This window comes from Micromonospora parastrephiae, from assembly GCF_016802865.1.
GTDB classification, from domain to species: Bacteria; Actinomycetota; Actinomycetes; order Mycobacteriales; family Micromonosporaceae; genus Micromonospora; species Micromonospora parastrephiae.
Genome location: NZ_JAEVHM010000003.1, coordinates 1 through 18,153, shown reverse-complemented (window position 1 = coordinate 18,153; position 18,153 = coordinate 1). Strand labels below are relative to the sequence as shown.

17 protein-coding genes, 1 tRNA gene and 2 pseudogenes are annotated in these 18,153 nt (G+C 68.1%); 12 read left to right on the top strand and 8 right to left on the bottom strand.

What is annotated here, in order from left to right; genetic code table 11:
* Position 1: 1 nt before the first annotated feature.
* Entirely contained in the window at positions 2–1,048 is a 1,047-nt protein-coding gene (locus JNW91_RS01610; protein WP_203173174.1) for a radical SAM protein, read from the bottom strand.
* Between the two features lie 188 nt (positions 1,049–1,236).
* Here JNW91_RS01610 and JNW91_RS01605 point away from each other — a divergent pair, with 188 nt between their 5' ends.
* Both JNW91_RS01605 and JNW91_RS01600 read left to right on the top strand, forming a co-directional pair.
* Positions 1,237–2,121, top strand: a complete 885-nt coding sequence (locus tag JNW91_RS01605) for a formylglycine-generating enzyme family protein (RefSeq protein WP_203173173.1) — start codon at positions 1,237–1,239, stop codon at positions 2,119–2,121.
* A complete protein-coding gene (locus tag JNW91_RS01600; protein WP_203173172.1) occupies positions 2,118–2,843 on the top strand; it encodes a formylglycine-generating enzyme family protein in 726 nt (241 codons plus the stop codon). Before JNW91_RS01605 ends, JNW91_RS01600 begins: the two co-directional genes overlap by 4 nt.
* Here the strand turns inward: JNW91_RS01600 and JNW91_RS01595 are convergent.
* Genes JNW91_RS01595 through JNW91_RS01570 form a run of 6 tightly spaced genes read right to left on the bottom strand, consistent with a single transcriptional unit; the run spans position 2,835 to position 8,908 of the window.
* Complete coding sequence (locus tag JNW91_RS01595) at positions 2,835–4,055, bottom strand: type III PLP-dependent enzyme domain-containing protein (protein ID WP_203173171.1); 1,221 nt, start codon at positions 4,053–4,055, stop codon at positions 2,835–2,837. The two genes, JNW91_RS01600 and JNW91_RS01595, sit on opposite strands and share 9 nt — an antisense overlap.
* Entirely contained in the window at positions 4,048–5,400 is a 1,353-nt protein-coding gene (locus JNW91_RS01590) for an MFS transporter (protein ID WP_203173170.1), read from the bottom strand. The genes JNW91_RS01595 and JNW91_RS01590 overlap by 8 nt, the downstream gene beginning before the upstream one ends.
* Positions 5,397–6,626 (bottom strand): ATP-grasp domain-containing protein, encoded by a 1,230-nt coding sequence (locus JNW91_RS01585; RefSeq protein WP_203173169.1) that lies wholly within the window; start codon positions 6,624–6,626, stop codon positions 5,397–5,399. The genes JNW91_RS01590 and JNW91_RS01585 overlap by 4 nt, the downstream gene beginning before the upstream one ends.
* A 52-nt stretch (positions 6,627–6,678) precedes the next feature.
* A complete protein-coding gene (locus tag JNW91_RS01580) occupies positions 6,679–7,437 on the bottom strand; it encodes a M24 family metallopeptidase (protein WP_203173168.1) in 759 nt (252 codons plus the stop codon).
* A complete protein-coding gene (locus tag JNW91_RS01575) occupies positions 7,434–7,931 on the bottom strand; it encodes a GNAT family N-acetyltransferase (RefSeq protein WP_203173167.1) in 498 nt (165 codons plus the stop codon). Before JNW91_RS01575 ends, JNW91_RS01580 begins: the two co-directional genes overlap by 4 nt.
* A complete protein-coding gene (locus tag JNW91_RS01570) occupies positions 7,928–8,908 on the bottom strand; it encodes an LLM class oxidoreductase (RefSeq protein ID WP_203173166.1) in 981 nt (326 codons plus the stop codon). The genes JNW91_RS01575 and JNW91_RS01570 overlap by 4 nt, the downstream gene beginning before the upstream one ends.
* Positions 8,909–9,073: 165 nt before the next feature.
* Here JNW91_RS01570 and JNW91_RS01565 point away from each other — a divergent pair, with 165 nt between their 5' ends.
* The 8 genes and pseudogenes from JNW91_RS01565 to JNW91_RS31615 form a co-directional block, all read left to right on the top strand.
* On the top strand, positions 9,074–10,177 hold the full coding sequence (locus tag JNW91_RS01565; protein ID WP_203173165.1) for a serine hydrolase domain-containing protein: 1,104 nt from the start codon (positions 9,074–9,076) through the stop codon (positions 10,175–10,177).
* A gap of 50 nt (positions 10,178–10,227) precedes the next feature.
* Positions 10,228–11,519 (top strand): annotated as a pseudogene (locus JNW91_RS01560) (cytochrome P450).
* Positions 11,516–11,779, top strand: a complete 264-nt coding sequence (locus JNW91_RS32980) for a phosphopantetheine-binding protein (RefSeq protein WP_203173163.1) — start codon at positions 11,516–11,518, stop codon at positions 11,777–11,779. Before JNW91_RS01560 ends, JNW91_RS32980 begins: the two are co-directional and overlap by 4 nt.
* A complete protein-coding gene (locus JNW91_RS01550) occupies positions 11,776–12,987 on the top strand; it encodes an acyl-CoA dehydrogenase family protein (RefSeq protein ID WP_203173162.1) in 1,212 nt (403 codons plus the stop codon). The genes JNW91_RS32980 and JNW91_RS01550 overlap by 4 nt, the downstream gene beginning before the upstream one ends.
* Positions 12,984–14,459, top strand: a complete 1,476-nt coding sequence (locus tag JNW91_RS01545; protein ID WP_203173161.1) for an AMP-binding protein — start codon at positions 12,984–12,986, stop codon at positions 14,457–14,459. The genes JNW91_RS01550 and JNW91_RS01545 overlap by 4 nt, the downstream gene beginning before the upstream one ends.
* Positions 14,452–14,712, top strand: a complete 261-nt coding sequence (locus JNW91_RS01540; protein ID WP_203173160.1) for an acyl carrier protein — start codon at positions 14,452–14,454, stop codon at positions 14,710–14,712. The genes JNW91_RS01545 and JNW91_RS01540 overlap by 8 nt, the downstream gene beginning before the upstream one ends.
* Entirely contained in the window at positions 14,700–15,692 is a 993-nt protein-coding gene (locus JNW91_RS01535; RefSeq protein WP_203173159.1) for a BtrH N-terminal domain-containing protein, read from the top strand. Before JNW91_RS01540 ends, JNW91_RS01535 begins: the two co-directional genes overlap by 13 nt.
* A 143-nt stretch (positions 15,693–15,835) precedes the next feature.
* Positions 15,836–16,063: pseudogene (locus tag JNW91_RS31615) on the top strand (IS1380 family transposase); the annotation flags it as partial.
* Here JNW91_RS31615 and JNW91_RS33785 read toward each other — a convergent pair.
* The gene (locus tag JNW91_RS33785) at positions 16,034–16,366 is read right to left on the bottom strand and encodes a CYTH domain-containing protein (RefSeq protein ID WP_203173157.1); all 333 of its coding nucleotides are present in this window, start codon (positions 16,364–16,366) and stop codon (positions 16,034–16,036) included. The pseudogene JNW91_RS31615 and the gene JNW91_RS33785 sit on opposite strands and share 30 nt — an antisense overlap.
* Positions 16,367–16,534: 168 nt before the next feature.
* Between JNW91_RS33785 and JNW91_RS01520 the strand changes: the two genes are divergently transcribed.
* Positions 16,535–16,798: a hypothetical protein gene (locus tag JNW91_RS01520; RefSeq protein WP_203173156.1), complete on the top strand. Its 264-nt coding sequence runs from the start codon at positions 16,535–16,537 to the stop codon at positions 16,796–16,798.
* A gap of 979 nt (positions 16,799–17,777) precedes the next feature.
* Positions 17,778–17,853, top strand: a tRNA-Arg gene (locus tag JNW91_RS01515).
* Positions 17,854–18,153: the final 300 nt, after the last annotated feature.

Here is an 18,153-nt window from a genome sequence, read left to right as displayed (position 1 = left end):
GTCAATCGGCGGGCCGCGTCGAGATGGCCACCGGAACCGCAAGCCGGAGACCTCCAGGATTTTCGACCTTCTGCCCCGGCTTGTCGAAGTGGCGGAAGCAGGAAAACGCCTCCTCCTCGTGCTTTTTCTCGACGAAGGCCTTGAGTTGCGGGCTCTCCTCGTACATCGTCAGGATGTCGGTCTCGAAGACGTTACCGATGACGTCCGGGTTGCCCAGCTCGCAGATCATCACATCGCCGTTTGAGTGCAGATGCAGCTGGGCCTTGCCCTCAATACAGCTCGCGTAGATCACTCCGGGGTCGCGCAACAACGGTTGCAGCCGGTTCCAGGCGTCGCTCTTCGGCTTGAAATATGCTGAGAGGCAACTGAAGTACAGTGTCGTGCGGGGATCGCGGGCCTCGCACAGGCCGGCGATCGCGTCCATCAGCGTGTCGTCGGTGAGAGTGTTCTCGTACCCCTGGTGGATGCTCGGGATCTCCATCTGGATCTCGTGCTTGCGTACACCGAGCTCTGCGGCGAACCGGTGAATCTCGGCCATCCGCTGGTGGGTCTCGTTGAACAAGATGGTCTCGACGACCGTGTCGATCGACTCCGACGCCACTGACCGGCGGATCGCCGCTTCGATCTTCGGAAACATCTTCTCGGTGACCCGGTAGAAGTTGCTGTGGCTCTGCGCGTCGGTATGATTCAGTGAGAAGTGCAGCACGCCAAGGCCTGCGTCCTCCAGGCGGCGAAACTTCTCCTCGTTGAGAACGGTGCCATTGGAGTTGATCTGCGTCTCGATTCCCTTGCTCGTGCAGTAGCGCACGATGCCTTCGCAGATTTCGAACTCCAGCAGGACCTCGCCGCCGGACAGCTTGACGCGCCCGAGGTCGGGTAGGTTGTCGATGACCCTGGCGACCTGATCGACGTCCAGCACCCTGCGTTCGGTCAAGTCGTAGGCGCCGCAGTAGTCACACCTGAAGTTGCATCGGGACGTGACCCCGATTTCCAGCGCGCGAAGGTGCTCTGACCCGAGTTTGGCCATCTCCAATGTTTTGAACGCCACAGCGGGTTATCCTCCTAAGTGGTCAGTCCTCCGGGTGACGGTACATGACCTGACGGTAACCAGCAACCATGATCAATGTCTAGGTCGGTGTCACTCATGGCGGCACTGCCAACGGGCCACTATGATCTTTCACGCCGAAGCGCCGAAGACGTCTATTCGCGACGCGCGGGCTGTCCTACGCTTGCGCGGTGAGGCAAATCGATAAGCAATCACTGTCCGTGACCGTGCCGGGGTGCGGGTTCAATCTCATCGAGTTCGGCGCCCGAACCTTCGAAATGGGTTTTCCGGAGCGCGCCTTCCGGGCTGCGCCGGTGCACGAGGTAACACTGGACGCATTCCTGCTCGGCGACCGCTGCGTCAGCGCCGGCGACTTCGCCCGGTTCCTTGCCGACACGCCCGGTGCGGTCGACCATATGATGATCGACTGCGTCGACCCGGGTTTCTTCGTCCATCGCGCGGCGGGATTCGTCCTGCGGCCGGGCTGCGCCGACTTTCCGATGATCCAGATCAGTTTCTGGGCGGCCGCCGCCTACTGCAACTGGCTGTCCGACGCGGAGGGCGCGCGCCGGGTGTACGACGTCGCCGCCCGTACGGTCGACTACACCGCCGACGGATTCCGGCTGCCGACCGAGGCCGAGTGGGAGGCGGCCTGCCGGGTCGGCTGGGGCGCCGCGCCGGCCGTGGACCCCGACCTGCACAACAGTCTGGACGCGGGGTCACGGATGGCGGCGATGCGAGCCGGGGTGTCGCTCGCCGGCAACTTCTCCTCGGCCGAGCCGACTCCGGTGCCGGTCACCGCCCCCGTGCCCGATGCCGCAGGTCTGCACCACATGCTCGGTAACGTGCGGGAGTGGTGCCAGGACCGGTTCGGGCCCTACCGGAGTGACCCCGTCAGCAACCCCCACGGCCCGGCCGAGGGCTCGTTCCGGGTGGTGCGCGGCGGTTCCTACGGGGAAGCCCTGGCCACCATGTCGGCGGTCTCTCGTCTCGCAGCCTTCGAGGGCACGCGGTGTGAGGTGTACGGCTTCCGGGTCGCGAGGTCGGCGGGCAACCTGGTGACGGTGGCGGGATGACGTCCCGGATGCGGCGCACGCAGGCCCTCCCGGTCCTCTCGGCCGTTCCGGCCACGACCGCCGATGGCGGCGGGCCCGGAACCGGATTCTGGCTCGGAGTCGTGCCGGTCACGGTGGGGGAGTACTGGGACTACCTCTGCTCGGCGGCCGCCGACCCCGCGCCTCGGGCCGATCCACGTGCGCATGGCTTCCCGCCGACCCCGGGGGTGGGAATCCGTTGTGTCGGCGGCCGGTTGGCGCTCGACGCCGCTGATCTCGATCTGCCCGTCACCCATGTGACCTGGTGGGGCGCCCGCGCGTACTGTTCCTGGCTGGGCGAGCAGCTCGGCCGTGTGACCCGACTTCCCACCGCGGCGGAGTGGGAGCATGCGGCCGGCGGCGGGCGTGGCCTGCGCTGGGCGCTGGGCGACGCGTTCGATCGCCCGCTGTACGCGCCGGAGGCCGATGGACCCCGGCCCGTCGGCAGCACCCCGTCCAATGCCTTCGGGCTGCGCGACCTCACCGGCAACGTTTTCGAATGGTGCGCCGACGAGTTGGTCGTCGACGGCCCCGACGGGCCGGTCGGCGGGCTGGGGTCCCGGCTGCTCAAGGGTGGCGCGTTCACCGTGCGCAATCCGAGCAGTTTCGAGAACACGACCTCGTTCTCCGCCGACGAGCTGACTGCTGTGCCCTACATCGGCTTCCGGGTCCTGGTCGAGGATGCCGCCACGGCCTCAGACTAATCCGCCCGGCGGGTCGAGCGCTTCATGGCCCGATCGCAATCGCCAACAGCCGATCGCGTCCAGACCGTCGACGACCAGCTCGGTGGCCGGCGGGCGGGACAGGAACCCGCTCAGCGCGGCGCTCGCCGCGTAGGCGCCGACGTTGTCGACGCACAACAGATCACCGACGTGCGGCTGCGGGACCTCGACCTGGACGGCCAGGCGGTCCAGCGGCGTGCACAGCGGACCGACGATGTCGACCCGCATAGGGTCGGCGTCCGGGGTGCTCAGATTGCGCGGCACCGTCGCGGGTCGCAATACGCGCCCCAGACCCGACATGCCACCCAGTACGTTGACCCCGGCGTCGACAACGACGGTGGTGCGCTCGGACCTTACCTTGACATCGAGCACCCGTAGGAGCAACCGACCCGACGGGGCGACCAGTCCCCGGCCGGACTCGAACCAGATCTCGGTGCCGCGCGCACGCAACGGCGCGACGATCGGGGCCAGTCGATCCGGGAGGTCGGCGAGGTCGGGTCCGGCTCCGGGCGCGGCGTACGGCCACGCGAAGCCTCCGCCGAGATCAGCGACCCGTAACGTCAGACCGGCGGCATCAGCGATGCCGGTCACTGTGCGGACGACGAGTTCGAAAGCTGTGACCAGGGCGGCCGTGTCAGGCAGCTGGGAGCCGACGTAACAGTGCAGACCACCCACCCGGAGGGCACCGGGCAGGTCCCGGCAGATCGCGACCGCCTCCTCCTCGGTGAACCCGAACTGGCGCCCGTCCGACATCGACAATCCTGCGCTGGTCGAGTGGCCGGGCTGAACCCGGAGCACCACCTCGGCAGCCGGCGCGATTGCAGCTACCCGGGCCACCTCGGTCGCCGACTCGCAACTGAGCAGCGCACCGGCGCCGAGCGCCGCGCGGATCTCGGCGCTCGATTTTCCCGGGCCGGTGAAGAGCATCGTCGACGATGGACCAACCAGGCCGAGCTCACCGAGCGACGAGACCTCGACACCGCATCCGGCCTGCTGGAGCGCGTGCACCACCGGCGGCAGCGGGTTCGCCTTGAGCGAGTAGAGCAAGCGGGCGTCGCCCGGCAGCAGCCCCTTCAACCGGTCGGCGCGCTCCCGGACGCTTGCAAGGTCGTGCATGATTAGAGGCGTACCAAACCGGGACGCCATGTCCCGCAGGAACGGCGCGTCGGCGGTGAACAACCGGCCGTCAGGCATGCTCCACCTGTGCTTCGGTCGGCACCCGGGCGTGGACCCATCCGTCCTCGGCCGGGCTGAGCGAGCGGCGCAGGGCGGTTGCGCCCAGAGCGGCGAGCAGGGCACCCGCGGCTGTCGCAGAGACCCACAGCCAACCGAGGCCGTGGCCCACCAGGGGGGCGGCCGTCAGCGGACCGACGATGGTGGCCAGCACCGACGCGGCCTGCAGCGAAGTGTTGTACCGGCCGCGGCGGCCCTCGACGGCCAGGGCGTTGGTGATCGCCGGGATCACCGGCGCCATCAGCATCTCGGCCAGGGCGAACAGCGTGACGAACGCGAAAACGCCCGCGATCGCGACGATCCCGCCGGGCCTACCCAGCGTTCCGGTCAGCCCGAGGACCGCCCAGGCCGACGCCAGCGCGACGGCGGACCCGGCGAGGGTGATGCTGCGGCTACGACCCTCGAGCATGCGGATGACGGTGACCTGGGCGAGAACGATGACGACGCAGTCGATGGTGAATGCCCATGACACGATCGACGGCCCCACTCCGGAGTCGACGGTTGCGAACGCGACGAACCCCACCTCGAACTGGGCGTAACCCACGACCTTGAGAGCCATGGCGACGAACAGGAACCGGCGGAACGCGCGATGGCCGAGCACGGCCCGGTACCCACCGGAGTCCGCTGCGACAGTGGGCTCGGGTGCGGCGGCCTCGGCCGGCCCGACCGCGGGGACGGGACCGCCTTCGGGAGCAGGTTCGCGGGTACTGGCTGCGGACGGCCCAACCCGGCCCATCAGGATGATCGCGATGATCGGGATGACACAGGTGAGGCCGTCGAGGGCATAGAGCCGCTGAAAACTCCCGAGGTCACCGGCGACCACGATCAGCCCGCCGATCAGCCCGCCGATCCCCACGCCGAGATTGACCGCCGCGAAGCTCAGCCCGAAGATGCGCGTCCGCTCGTCGTCGTCCGTGGTGTAGGTGAAGATCGTGTTCACGGCCCCGGCGACCGGTGCCGTGCCGGCGGCGTAGAGCAGGACCGCCACGAACGCCAGTGCCGGTGTGGAGGCCCAGCCAATTGCGGCGGTGCCGATGCCGGCCACCACGAAGGCGGTCGCCAGTACGGGACGCGGGCCGTAACGGTCGATCGCGGAGCCGGCCGAGATGCCGACGAGCACGGCGACGGCCCCGATGAGAGCACTCAGCACGCCGATCAAGGACGGGGCGAAATCGCGCACGGTCGTGAAGTAGACGTAGAGGAACGGTACGGTCAGGCCGTGACCGATGCAGTTGAGCGTCAAACCCGCCAGGAGCCAGCGAGCGGCGGGACGGCGCGGCAGCACCATGCGATAGTTGCCGTTCACGAGATGTAGAGGCCGGCTCGTTCCCACAAGCGTAGTTGCTGGGCGTCGGCCTCAACCAGCGCCGGGTCCTCGTCGGCCAGGTAGACCCGGCCGGGCAGGTCGAGCAGGCTCGTGGTGGCCGGTAAGGGCTGCCCCGGCGTCGTTTCGTCGTCCAGCCCGCGCAGGGTGGGCAGTTCGCGGAGCCGCTTGGCCCAGCCGGCGGTGGCGATGCCCGCGACCGGGTTGATGAGGCTCAGCTTCTGGATCTCCAGGTCCGGCTCGAGGAAGTCGGCGTGTGCGGCGAGGCTGGCCGGGTCGACGACCGAGTCGACGAACACGCTCAGTTGCGAGCGGCCCAGGAGCTCGACCTCGACGTCGGGGATGCAGCCGCCCGCCGTCCGGGCGCAGGTCTCGATAAGAACAGGGACACCGTCGGCCTGGAGCATCACCTCGGTGTGGGCGGCACTCGCCCGGATGCCGAGAGCGTCGAGCACTTGGGTGGTGAAGCCCGCGACAAGAGCATATTCGGGCCGGTCACGATGGATCAGCAGATGGCGGTCGTAGAGCGGCGCGCCGCTTTCGCTGAGCTGCTTGACGTATTCCCATACCTGGACGACGACGTGCCGGCCACCGCCGGACACAGTGTTGACGGCGAATTCCCGCCCGCTCACTCGTTCCTGAACGACGACTCGATCGTTGCGATCGCCGTATATGTCGGTCGCGGCCAGCACCGCCTCGCAGGCGGCGGTGATGTGCGCGGGCGTGCGGCAGATGCGGACGTTGTCGGTCGCCGCGCTGGTCGCGGGTTTCACAACCACCTCCGGTACTCCCAGCTCACGAGCCCAAATCACAGCCGCCGAGGCATCGGTCACGACCGTCGTGCGCGGAACCGCCAACCCGGCCCGAGCGGTCAGCTCGGCGAGCAATCCCTTGTCGACGCTCGCCCGCGAGAACGCCGGGTCGTCGTGGTCGCCACCGACCAGTGCACCGAGCCGGGCCGCGAGATCGCAGCCGCCCTCTGCCCCGGCCACCACCCGGTCGACACCGAGTTTGCGCAGTCGGCGCACGACGGCGTCAGGTTCGTCGTAGCCGAGATCGGCCGTGTAGTCCTCGGGGCGCAGGGTTCCGGCGAACGGGCCGACCACCTCGGCCCGGCTCGCGACATGGACGCTGCCCACGCCCGCCTTGCGCAGCAGGCGCGCGATCCACCCGGCACCTGCGTAACCGTCCACCACCGCGATCAGCATCTGTCCTGAAACTCCTTGGTCGAGGAAACGCACGAGCAGCGGAACATGAATCTCAGTATCGCCAGCCGACGGCCGAGGCGCCGCGCGTGGCGGGAGAAGGCACGTCGAGCAGTTCCTCGTGGAAGCCACCGATCTCCCGTTCCCGAGAGATCAGGTGCACCTCGAGGATCCAATGGCACTGCTGTCCCGTGCGGTCGATGCGGCGCATCGGAAGGTCCGAGCCGGGCGCGATGTAGCAGTCGGTCTCGTCGCCGGAGATCCCATCGTGCGGGAACTGGCCGATCAGGTGACCTGCGATTGGTCCGCCGAACTCCCAGCCGGCTTCCTCGGCGAGGGACACCATGGCAGCGAACAGTTCGGCGCCGGTAATACCGGCCGTGCGGTCGAAGTGATCGCGGCCCGCCTGCCAGATCACCGAAAGATCCTCACGCAGGCGGTGTTTCACCGGATCGTGACCGAAGACGAACGTGCGCCCGAAGTCGGCCTCCCATTCCTCGAAGATCGGCCCGAAGTCGCAGAACACGATGTCGTCCTCGGCGATCACGCGGTCGGGCGGGTTTGCCATATACGGGTGCAGAGTGTTGGGACCGGCCCGGACGATCCGCTTGTGCCAGTGACGCTTCACCCCGAACAGGTCGGACGCCAAGTCGCGGATCATGTCGCTCGCCTGCCGCTCGGTGATCCCCGGGACGACCAGGGCCAGTTCCTCGACCCGGGTGAACAGCTCGGCCGCCTTATGCTGCGCGTCGAGTAGCCGGGCGACCCGCGCCGGCTCGTCCGCGACCGGTTCATCGTCGCCGGTGACGGTCACAGCTGCCCCGCACTACGGTAGCGCGACAGCAGGACGGCCCGCGGCGTCAGACCTCGGCGGGAGTAGAACCGCAGCGCGTCACGGTTGGCCGCGATCGCCATGATCTGCAGGTCCGCGATGCCGATCCGCTCGAGCTCGACATCGACGGCGTCGAGCAGGGCAGTGCCCAGCCCGCGCCCCCGGGCCTGCGGGGCCACCGACAGCGTCTTGACCTCCCCGCAGTCGCCGACCGTCCAGGTGTCGTCGGGGCCGTCGTGGACGACGGTCAGGGCGTAGCCGACCGCCCGGCCGACGTCGTCGCGGGCCAGCACCACGAAAGCCCGCGGATCGGTGAGCCAATTCTTGTACTCCGCGCGTCGCAACGACCACGACAGCTCAGGCGCCTGGTAGTCCAGTGCAGGCTCGATCTGCTGATGGTGGGTGAACAGGGCGAGCCAGAGCGGGGCCAGTTCTTCGAGCACAGTGGTGCCACGGTGCAGCTCGAGGAGGCTCATCGCATCTGCGGGCGCGGGGTGTCGAGAAGCAGGTCCAGTACCTGGGCGATGTGCACGAACTCCTCCGGATTGGGCGGTAGATCGATAATTAGTTCGGTGGCTCCGTCGTCAATGCAGTCGGCCAGCCACCGGGTAACGTCCTCGACGGATCCGACGAGCTTCGGTGCGTCGATCGCTCCTGCCGAGGCGCCGTACCAGAGCACCTCGTCATGCACTTCCGCCTTGTCCGCGAACCGGTAGCGCTCCACGTGCTCGCTGGACAGCAATTGCGCGCGGAACAACCGGCTGGCGACGGCCAGCCGGCGGTCGTCCGGGTAGAGCTCGCCGGCCGCGGCCCACGCCTGCGCACTGGTCTCACGGGCGATCGCGCCCACCAGCACCGCGACCGGACTGCCGGGCTCGGCTGCGTCGATCCGGGCCAGGGTTCGCGCCAACTCCGCCCGCGGCCGGGCTGTGGTGAGCACACAGTCGGCGCCCACCCGTCCGGGTGTGCGGGACGCCGGGGTGAAGACAAGCGTGCCCGTCCCGGAGGCCCCGGCCCGCCGCCTCAGCTCGGCCCGCAGGTCAGCTGCATAGTCGGCGAGTCGCCGCCGGGCGGCACCGGGGTCGGCCAGGTCGGCCGCCGATCGAGCCGAGCCGGTGGCCCCGCTGACCAGGTTGACGTGCACCGGTCTGCCGTACCGGTACCGCAGATCGACGAGACGGCGGGCGAGGGATTCGGCGACCTCGGTGTGCGGCCGGACGGCGACGATCGGCTGTAGCCGGGTCGAGTGCTCGAGCAGGTCGAACGCGGCCAGCCAGGGGTCCATCGCGCCCGGGAAGTCGTAGATGAAGGCGCCGACGAAGCCGACCCGCTCGGCCGCCTCGACATAGGCCTGCAGTCGGTCGAGGTAATCGGTCACCGGCAGCTGCCGGCCCAGACCGAAGCTCTCCGTGTGCGTCGGGATGATGAAGGACGGGCTCACCGACAACCCCATCGAACACCCCTTCTGTCGCCCCAGGCATCGTCCACAGTGCTTGGACGTGACTCTTTCACAAGGCGGTCCCGGGCGATAGTGTGACACGGCGCGCGAGGAAACGTCGATCAACGATCAACGATCAACGCCCACCATTGCCCACACTCCCGCGGAGGGGTTATTTCCGTGACCGAATTGCCTTCCGTCCATGCTCTTTTGAAAGACGAGATCGCACAGGGCTCGGAGACCGGCGTCCAGCTGTCCGTGTCGCTGGCAGGCGAAGTTATCGATCTTGCCGTGGGCACCAACGGCGCCGGCCACGATCTCACCAGCGACACCCAGGTTCCCTGGACGTGCTCGTCGAAACCGCTGGGTGCTGCCGCCTTCGCTGTCGCGTGGGACGAAGGCTCGATCGATCTGACCACGCCCGTGCACGAGGTGCTTCCCGAATTCGGCGGTGGCCTGCACGACCGGGTACGGGTACGTGACCTGCTCGCGCACACCTCCGGTATCAGCGAGCCGTTGATGTCCGCCGACGTCACCACGGTCGACATCTCCTCGTGGGACGACATCGACGCGTTCGTGTGGAAGGCCTTCTGCGCCGCGCCGTGCACGACAATCCCGGGCACCACGATGGAGTACGCCGCGGTGTCACACTGGTTCGTGCTCGACCGTCTGCTGAACGCGCTCTCCGGCGGCGGGCCCGGCGACACCTATCGAACGATGCTGGCTCGGCTGGGACTCGAGGCCACGCTCGGCCCCGACTGGGCGCGACCGAATTCCGACCGGGTGGCGGTCGGCTCCGGCGAAGCCTCCGGCGAAGGCCTGGAGTACATGCAGCTGGCCACTGGCTTGCCGCTGCCGGGCGTCGGCGTCTGGGGGCCGGTCCGCGACCTCCGGATCGTCGGTGAGTTGTTCCTCGCCGGCGGCCGGCATCAGAGTGAACAGGTGATCTCGGCGCGCGCCGTTGCCGCGCTCACGGCGACGCATTGGGGGGTCACGCCGACGCACTCGATGACGGACTGGGCGTTTCCCTACGGTCTCGGTTTCATGACCCTGCCGGCCCTGTTCGGCGAGCGCTGCTCGCCGCAGACCTACGGCCACGCCGGGGGTAACACCAGCACCCTGCTGGTCGATCCGCTGCAGGATCTAGTCGTCGCGGTCTATTGGAATGGCCGCCTCGACACCCGGCAGTCATCCCAGCGCCGGTTCGCGCTGGTCCGCGCCCTGCACGACGATCTCGGCCTGACCCGCATGAGCGCCGGCGCGCCCGTGGCGGCCGACTCGTGAGCCGGCTCCCCGGGCCGTCGCTGGCCGAGCACCTGAAATTTGTGCCGGCCATGTTCGGTAACCCCTATGCCGCCCTGATGGAGCTGCATAGAAGATATGGTCCGGTGAGTCAGTTCGGCTACGGCGGTCAGTCGTACGTCTTTATGTTCGGCGCCGAGGCTAACAAGCTCATCCTGACCGATAACCCGGCTCGCCCACGGTTCACCTGTCGCGAGGTCCTCACGCTGCTCGTACCGGTGGTCGGCGAGCGGGCGATCGTGGTCAGCGACGGCGAGGACCACCGCCGTCGCAAGGCGCTCGTGCAGCCCGCGTTCGCGAAACGCCGTATCGACAGTTACGTCCCGATCATGATCGACGAGATCCATGCCATGTTCGGGCGATGGACGCCGGCGCCCGGATCGATGCCTTCGCCGAGGTCCGCTCGTGCATCCGCCGGATCGCGATCCGGGGCCTGTTCGGGCAGCGGTTGCGGAGCCAGACCGACGAGATCGGACGCGATCTGGAGATCGCCCTGCATTACACGAATACCTCCCCGTTCCTGAGGTTCGACCACGACCTGCCGTTCACCCCGTATCGGAAGGCGATCCGCGCCCGTGCCCGCGTCGACGAGCGGGTACGCCAGGAGATCGAGAAGCGCCGGGCCGAGGGCGGCGAGCACGGCGATGTTCTCGATGCGCTACTCGAGCGACCGTGCGAGCACGCCGGTCAGGACTATCTCGACGATCTCGAGATCCGAGACCAGGTCATCAGTCTCATCGCGTCGGGCTACGACTCCAGCAGCACCGCAGCCGGCTGGGCGGTTCACGCCTTGCTCACTCACCCGCACGTGGCCGACCGCATCCGTGAAGAGGTGGAGCAGGTAGTGGGTGACGAGGACCTCAACGTCGAGCACCTGGCCAAGCTCGACTACACGGGCTGGTGTGTCAACGAGATTCTGCGGCTGTACACCCCGGGCGTGCTCACCGGCCGGACGACGACGACCGACATCGAGTTCGCCGGACACGTGATCCCGCGCGGCCGCAGGGTCCTGTACTCCCAGTACGTCACTCACCGGCTTCCTGAACTGTGGTCCGACGCGCTCGTTTTCGAGCCGGAGCGCTGGAACCGGGACGCTCCCGGCTATCGCGAGCCCATCCCGTTCAGCTTTGTGCCGTTCGGCGCCGGTTTCCGCCGCTGCATCGGGTACGCCTTCGCCGAACTCGAATTGCGCGCGATGCTCGCGGAACTGGTGCGCAGGGTAGAACTGACCAGTGTCCCGGGCGCACATGTGCGGCCGGTCGGCGTCGCGACCATGTGGCCGAAGGACGGAGTGCCCGTCGAGGTCGCGGCGGTCCGCCTGTGAGCACCGACCAAGCGGCCCGCGACCGGTTGATCAGGGTCGTCAGCGCCCACGTCCAAGGCGCCGGGCCGGACTACGACTGGTCGGGCGGGACCCTGCGCGAGCAGGGCCTGGACTCGATGTCGGTGATCGAACTGGTGCTCGACCTGGAGTCGGAGTACGACATCACCTTTCCCGACAACCTTCTGGTCGCGGAAACGTTCGAGACCCTGGAGTCTCTCCGGGCTGCGGTCGACGCACTGATTGAGCAGGCCGGCCGATGACTGGTTTCGCGCCCATCGTGGAGCTGGCCGCGTCGATCGCCGTCGACGTCCTGGCGCCGAACGCACGCGCGGTCGATCGCGCCGGCGCCTATCCGGCCCATAACCTGCGCGCATTGCACGACGCCGGCCTGATGGCGGTCTTCCTGCCCCGTGAGCTCGGCGGGCACGCGGTAACCGTGCAGACCTACGGCGCCATCGCCGCCGCACTGGCGGAGGAATGCGCCTCCACCGCAATGATCTGGGCGATGCACGGCCAGCAGGTGATTACGCTGCTGGAGCACGGCGGTGCTACGCACCGGCAGTGGCTCGAGCGGGCCGGGCGCCAGGGGTTCACGATCGGGTCGGTCACCACCGACACCCGGGGCGGGGCTGATCTCTTCGCGACCGGCGACGCGCTCGTGCCGGAGGGCGGCCGGCTCCGCGTCACCCGAACCGCGCCCGTGGTCACGGGCGGCGCGCGGTCTGGGTGCTATCTGGTCAGCATGCGCGCCCACCCCGATGCTGCACTGTCCGACAGTCGGCTGGTGCTCGTCGACCCCGCGGACGGCCTCATCGAGGAGAAGGGTAGCTGGGACGCGCTGGGCATGCGCGGCACACACAGCGTGCCGATGCGGATCGACGCCGTGGTCGATCACGACCGGGTGCTGTCGGCGGCCTTCTCCCGGATCGCCGCCGAGACCCTCGTTCCGGTCGGCCATGTCGGCTGGGCCAGCGTCTGGCTGGGAGCGATGCGCGGCGCGGCCGAACGGGTCCGGGCAGCGATCCGGGGGCGCCGTCTCAAGGCCGGTGGCGCGACCTCTGATCTGCTGCTCTCCCGCCTCGCCGAGGTCCGCCTCTCGATCGACCTGGTCAGCGCAATGATCCGTTCGGTGGCGCAGGACGCGGACGAGGCGCTAGACCGCCGCCGGGCGGGTGTGCCGGCCGAGCCTCTCGACCCGGTGCGCGTCAACAACCTCAAACTGGCCGGATCCCGACTCGCCCTGAAGACGGCAAACCTGCTCGTGGAGATCGGGGGAATGCGCGACGGGTACCTCTGCACAAGTGACCTCGCCCTGGAGCGCACTCTGCGTGACGTCCGGTCGGCCTCCTTGATGTTCCACAATGACCGGCTCTTGCAGGCCAACGGTCGGCTGGTGCTGATCGGGAGCGCGGGGCTGGTCGGTCTGTCCGATACCGCGCCGCGGAACGCTCAGGTCGGGTCGTCGTGACCTCGGCTGTTCCCGGCAGCGGTCTGGTCAGTGCGATCCTGCGCCGGGCCGAGACCGACGGCGCCCGGCGGGCCCTGGTCGGGCCGGACCGAACCCTGACCTACCGTGAGCTGGCCCAGGCGGTGTATGCCTACGCAGAGGTGGTCTCGGCCCGGGTGGCTCCGACGAAGGGACCGGTCGCTCTCTGGGCCGGCCGCGAATTGGAGACCATCGTCGCCCAGCTTGGTGTGATGCTTGCCGGTCACGCCTACGTGCCATTGAACCCGGCCGACCCGCCGACCCGGCAGCGGGTTGTGCTGGCCGCGGCAGGGGTGCGGCACCTCGTCGGTGACGATCTGCCCCGGCCGCGGCTCGACGCCGTGCCGACCGTGGCCGCCGCGATCGCCGAACCGGCTGCCGATCGGCTGGCGTACGTGCTGTCCACCTCGGGGTCGACCGGGGTGCCGAAGGCGGTGCCGATCACGCATGGCAACGCCCTCGCGTTCGTCACGTGGGCCGCGACCCAGTTCGGCCTGGGGGTCGACGACGTGGTCGGGGTGTACGCGCCGCTGTACTTCGACCTCGCTGTGCTCGACGTGTACGTCGGATTGCGCAGCGGGGCGACGCTGGTTCTCGTGCCGGACGAGACTGCACGATTCGGTGCGGCTGTCCACGACGTGCTCGCGAGCGCCGGCGTTACCTCGCTCTACGCGGTTCCGTCGGCGTTCCTCGCCGTGGCCAGGGCGCGCCGGGGTGTCGCCCTGACCGCACTGCGGCAGGTCTTGCTGGCGGGTGAGACATTCCCCGTCAACGACTTCGAACTGCTGCGGTCAACCGCCCCGAACGCGCAATGGCACAATCTCTACGGCCCCATCGAGACGAATGTGATCTCTCACTTTCCGGTGCCGGCAGCCTGGCCCGCGGGAGCGGCGCTGCCCATCGGCGATGCGGCCAGTGGAGCGACGCTCGCGCTCATCGACAGCGACGGCCGCCTCGTCACGACCCCCGGGGCCCGGGGCGAGCTGGTCGTCTCGGGGCCGTCCGTGTTCGACGGGTACCTCGACACCGGTTCTCCACCACCGTCCCCGTTCATCGAGGCCGAGGGCCGCCGGTGGTTCCGCACCGGCGACGACGTCAGCGTTTTGCCCGACGCCGGCCTTGCGTTCCATGGCCGGCGCGACCACCGGTTCAAGCGCAACGGCTTCCTCGTCGAGCCCGCCGAGATAGAGGCAGCCTTGCGCTGCGAAGACGCGATCGCGGCCGCCGCCGTCGTCACCGTTTCCGGCCGAGCCGGGCCGGTCGTGCATGCGTTTGTCGTTCCCGCACACCCCGAAAGCACCCTGACCACGCGTTCGGTGCTACGGCACTGCGCGAGCCTGTTGCCGCGGTTCATGTGGCCGGAGCGGGTACACATCGTCTCCAACTTGCCGACCGGGCGAACTGGCAAGATCGATCGCACCGGCCTCGTCGCGCTGGCGAGTAGCGATGAGTGAGTCGGTCGAGCAGGTGGTTCTCCGCTGCGCCCGGGAGGTCACCCTCGCCTCCGACGCCGAGTGCGGCGTCGAGACCGTGTTGAGCACGTTGCCGACATTCGACTCGCTGGCCATCGTCGAACTGCTGGCGCGCGTTGAATCGGAGACCGGCCTGACCCTCGCCCCGGAATTGATCCGGCCGCAGACTCTGCGAACAGTCCGCACGCTTGCGGCCGCCCTGCTCGACGAAGGTGGCACCGGGTGGGCGCCGTGACCATCCTCGGCGTGCGGCCGGGGGCGAACGCCGACACTTTGTCGTGCGCGGCAGCGAACCTGGAGTCGCTGCTGACCTTTGCCGGTGTCACCGACACCCTCACCCCGCTCGCGGCGCCGTGCACAGCCGACGTAACGTCACCCGACCGACTGCGGCTCAGCCCGGTCCCGCTTGCGCAGTGGCTGACCCGGACTACTGGGCTCACGCTTGAGCGCTGGACCGCTTCAACCGCCGATGAGGTGCTGCAGTTCGCAGCTGACGTCGTAATGAGTGGCCGACCCGTGCTGGTGCATGCCGACGCGTACACAGTGCCGTGGAACCCCTACTGCGGGCACGAGCACCACGCTCACGCATTTGTTGTCGACGGTGTCGACGACAACCGGCTGCACATGATCGACGGCTACACCAACGCGACCCGCTACGGCACCGCTGCCCCCATCGAACTCTGGATGAAGCGGGCAGAGCTCGCAGCTGTGCTCGCGCCACCGCCAGATGAACGCTGGGCGGTCGAACAGCTCACCGGGGCGGCCCGAGCCACCCAATCCGGCCTCCTGACCAGCTTCGAGATCATCACAGCCAACGTGCGGGTCCGGGCCGAGGCCGAGGCCGCTGGTCGCGGTCTCGCTTCGCTCGCGGCGTGGGCCGACAAGGACCACATCGCCGGCCTGAACCTGGCGATCTGGCTGCTCACCCGCAGCCGGACCGCGCACGAGCGCTGGTGGCACACGCTCAACCCAGCCACGACGTCCGTCGACGGCGGCGAGTGCGTGGCTGCCTGGAAAATGGCCCAGACGCTCGCATACATCGCCTGGCGTCGCGTCACGGCAGGCAAGCCGTGCCCGACCAGCATCGCCGATGCGGTGCTCGCCGCCGCAGATGCAGAGGAACGATGGTTCACGCAGATGGCCGAGTGGGCTCAGCCTCGATCCACCGATGAAGGTAGGTTCAGCGAGACCCCGAATATAGAAAGTGCCCTCTGAACTGGAAGGATGGGAGTTCTTCAGGCTTCTATCACTCGGTTCGAGAGGGCACCTCGCAGGTGAGATTACGATATGACGCGCCGGTGACGGCCGTGATCTTCGATGATGCGAATCTGGTGTCGTGTGCCGGCCTGGTTCCGGTGATGCGCCTGGCCGAGCAGGCCGGTCTGCATGACGCGGTCGCTGAGCGGGTGAGCCTGCCGACGGACAAGGGCGCGAACCTGGCCGGCAAGGTGGCCACGGTCGTGGCCGGGATGATCGCCGGCGCGGACAGCATCGACGACCTCGACGTGGCCCGGCACGGCGGGATGCGGTCACTGTTCAGCAGCGTGTACGCGCCGTCAACGCTCGGCTCGTTCCTGCGTGGCTATGACGGTTTCATTTGGCTCCACCGGGGCGGCTTGAAGTGGCCCCACTTGCGGACCGGGTTCAGTCTTCATCGCATCGAGTCCGTGCTGCACCTGCTCACCCGAGTGCTGGGAGTTGACCACCCGCTCCACCTCGACGAACGCGCCGAGCCCGTCGACGACGTCCGCGCATACCGTCGCGCCGTCCCAATCGCCAGTTCGGCGCTGCTTGACGATTCGTTCGGTTGGCACCCAACCCACCGTCACTAGAGCAGCGTGCATCGCGTGGCGGTCGAAAATCACGCATTCGTGCTCCAGGCAAGCCATTTCGTTGTCGATCGGCTTCTCTACGGTGAAAAGATGGCGCCCCTCCTGCGTGCGGCCTCCTAAACTCGTAAGCCGGCAGAGGTGCCCAGATGGGCTCTCGATCGCTGGACTAATATTCCGACACGCCCCGCCGGCAAGCGTTGATCTGATTACCCAAGGATGTGCACCTTGCGCCTGACGAAGCAGATGATTCAACAACTGTTGGATCAGAATGAAGGATTCAAGGCATCGACTCACTACAGCGACAAAAACAACACCCACGACAGGCGCTATCAGGTTGTGAGTGGAGAGTTACGTATCCGCGAAACAGGTAAGACTTCATGGGCGGACAGTCGTTATGACAACGAGTTCGTAGCTGATGAGGACCAAACGAGAAGGTTTCTGAGGAACGACCTGGGCGCCTTGAACACTGACGGCTTGAAGATGGACTGAGACAACCGCGCAACGGGATGTTGAAATCCGTCGCGCTCTCATCGGCTATGCGTGGTCACCTGGTCGGTGGCGGTCAGTAGCGCGGCGAGAGGCTGGTGCACCCACGGGCCGGGACCTGCCTACGCCGGTGCGGCCGGGCCTGCCCGGCTGATTTTCGGCGGCGAAGCGCAGCGCCGAGGCAAGCCGGGCAAGGCGGTCATCGACGTCAGGCCAGTGTTCGTCGGCGCGGCCGGTGTGGTCGGGCAGAGCCGTAGCGTGACGACGGCCGCCACGGCTCGGACCGCAGCGCACTGCACCGGTTCCAGCAACTACCCCTGCCCGACGTTGAAACGGCCATCGACGCCATCCTCGACGCACACCTGGCCGTCAGCGCCGCCGGCTACGTCGCGGTCGACCTCTACGACGGCTGCTTCCTCTACGACTTCCACGCCCGCCGACTACGCCTGATCGACCTCGACGAGTACCAGCCCGGGCCGTTCACCCTAGACACCGACCGCCTCCCCGGATCCCGCCGCTAAGTGGCCCCCGAAGAACTCGTCTGCGGCGCCGTCATCGACCAGCGCACCACCGTCTACACCCTCGGCCGCACCATCCACCACCTCCTCGACTCCCCACCGGGCTGGCGCGGCTCCCACCACCAAATGCAGGTAGCCGTAAACGCCACCGCACGACACCTGCCGACCGATACCCCGACGTGGCAGCACTTACCGCCGCCTGGCGCACCACCCTGCCGAGCCCGTAGCCCGGAGGGCGCATCGCGATCTTCGGTGATGTGCGCGGTGTGTGCTCTCCAGCGGATGCCAACCCGGGTCAACCGGTGCCAACGCGGGTCACCGCGGCCGACCGCCGGTCGCAACCGGGGTACGTGTGCTCGGCGTGTGCTCCTGGGCTGGGAGAACGCGCTCCGGGGAACGTGGGTGAACGCAGGCCACTCCCTGCCACCCCAGGTGAACCCCAGGTCGCTAGACTAGGCCCTCGCGCCCCCGTAGCTCAGGGGATAGAGCATCGGTTTCCTAAACCGTGTGTCGCAGGTTCGAATCCTGCCGGGGGCACCAGGCGAAACGTAGATCACCTCCCTGATCTGGAACTTCGCGTGGCCTCACCGCTTCCGCAGGGAGCGACATCCTCAGCACTTCTCTGCGGGTCTCCGTGTGGCTGCTAGATGCTCGGGTGTGCCGAGCCCGACGGCAAAGTCAGCGGGCGACGGCTGAGCCAGCCTGATCCACCGAGCCTTCGCAAGCCGTCAGCCGCCTTGCCTTGGGCTCAAGTGGTTGTTGCAACGGGGTGGATTCTCGTCAGGATGAGGAGTCATGCCGGGGCAGAGGTTGTCGTCCGCGGAGCGGGCGCAGATTGAG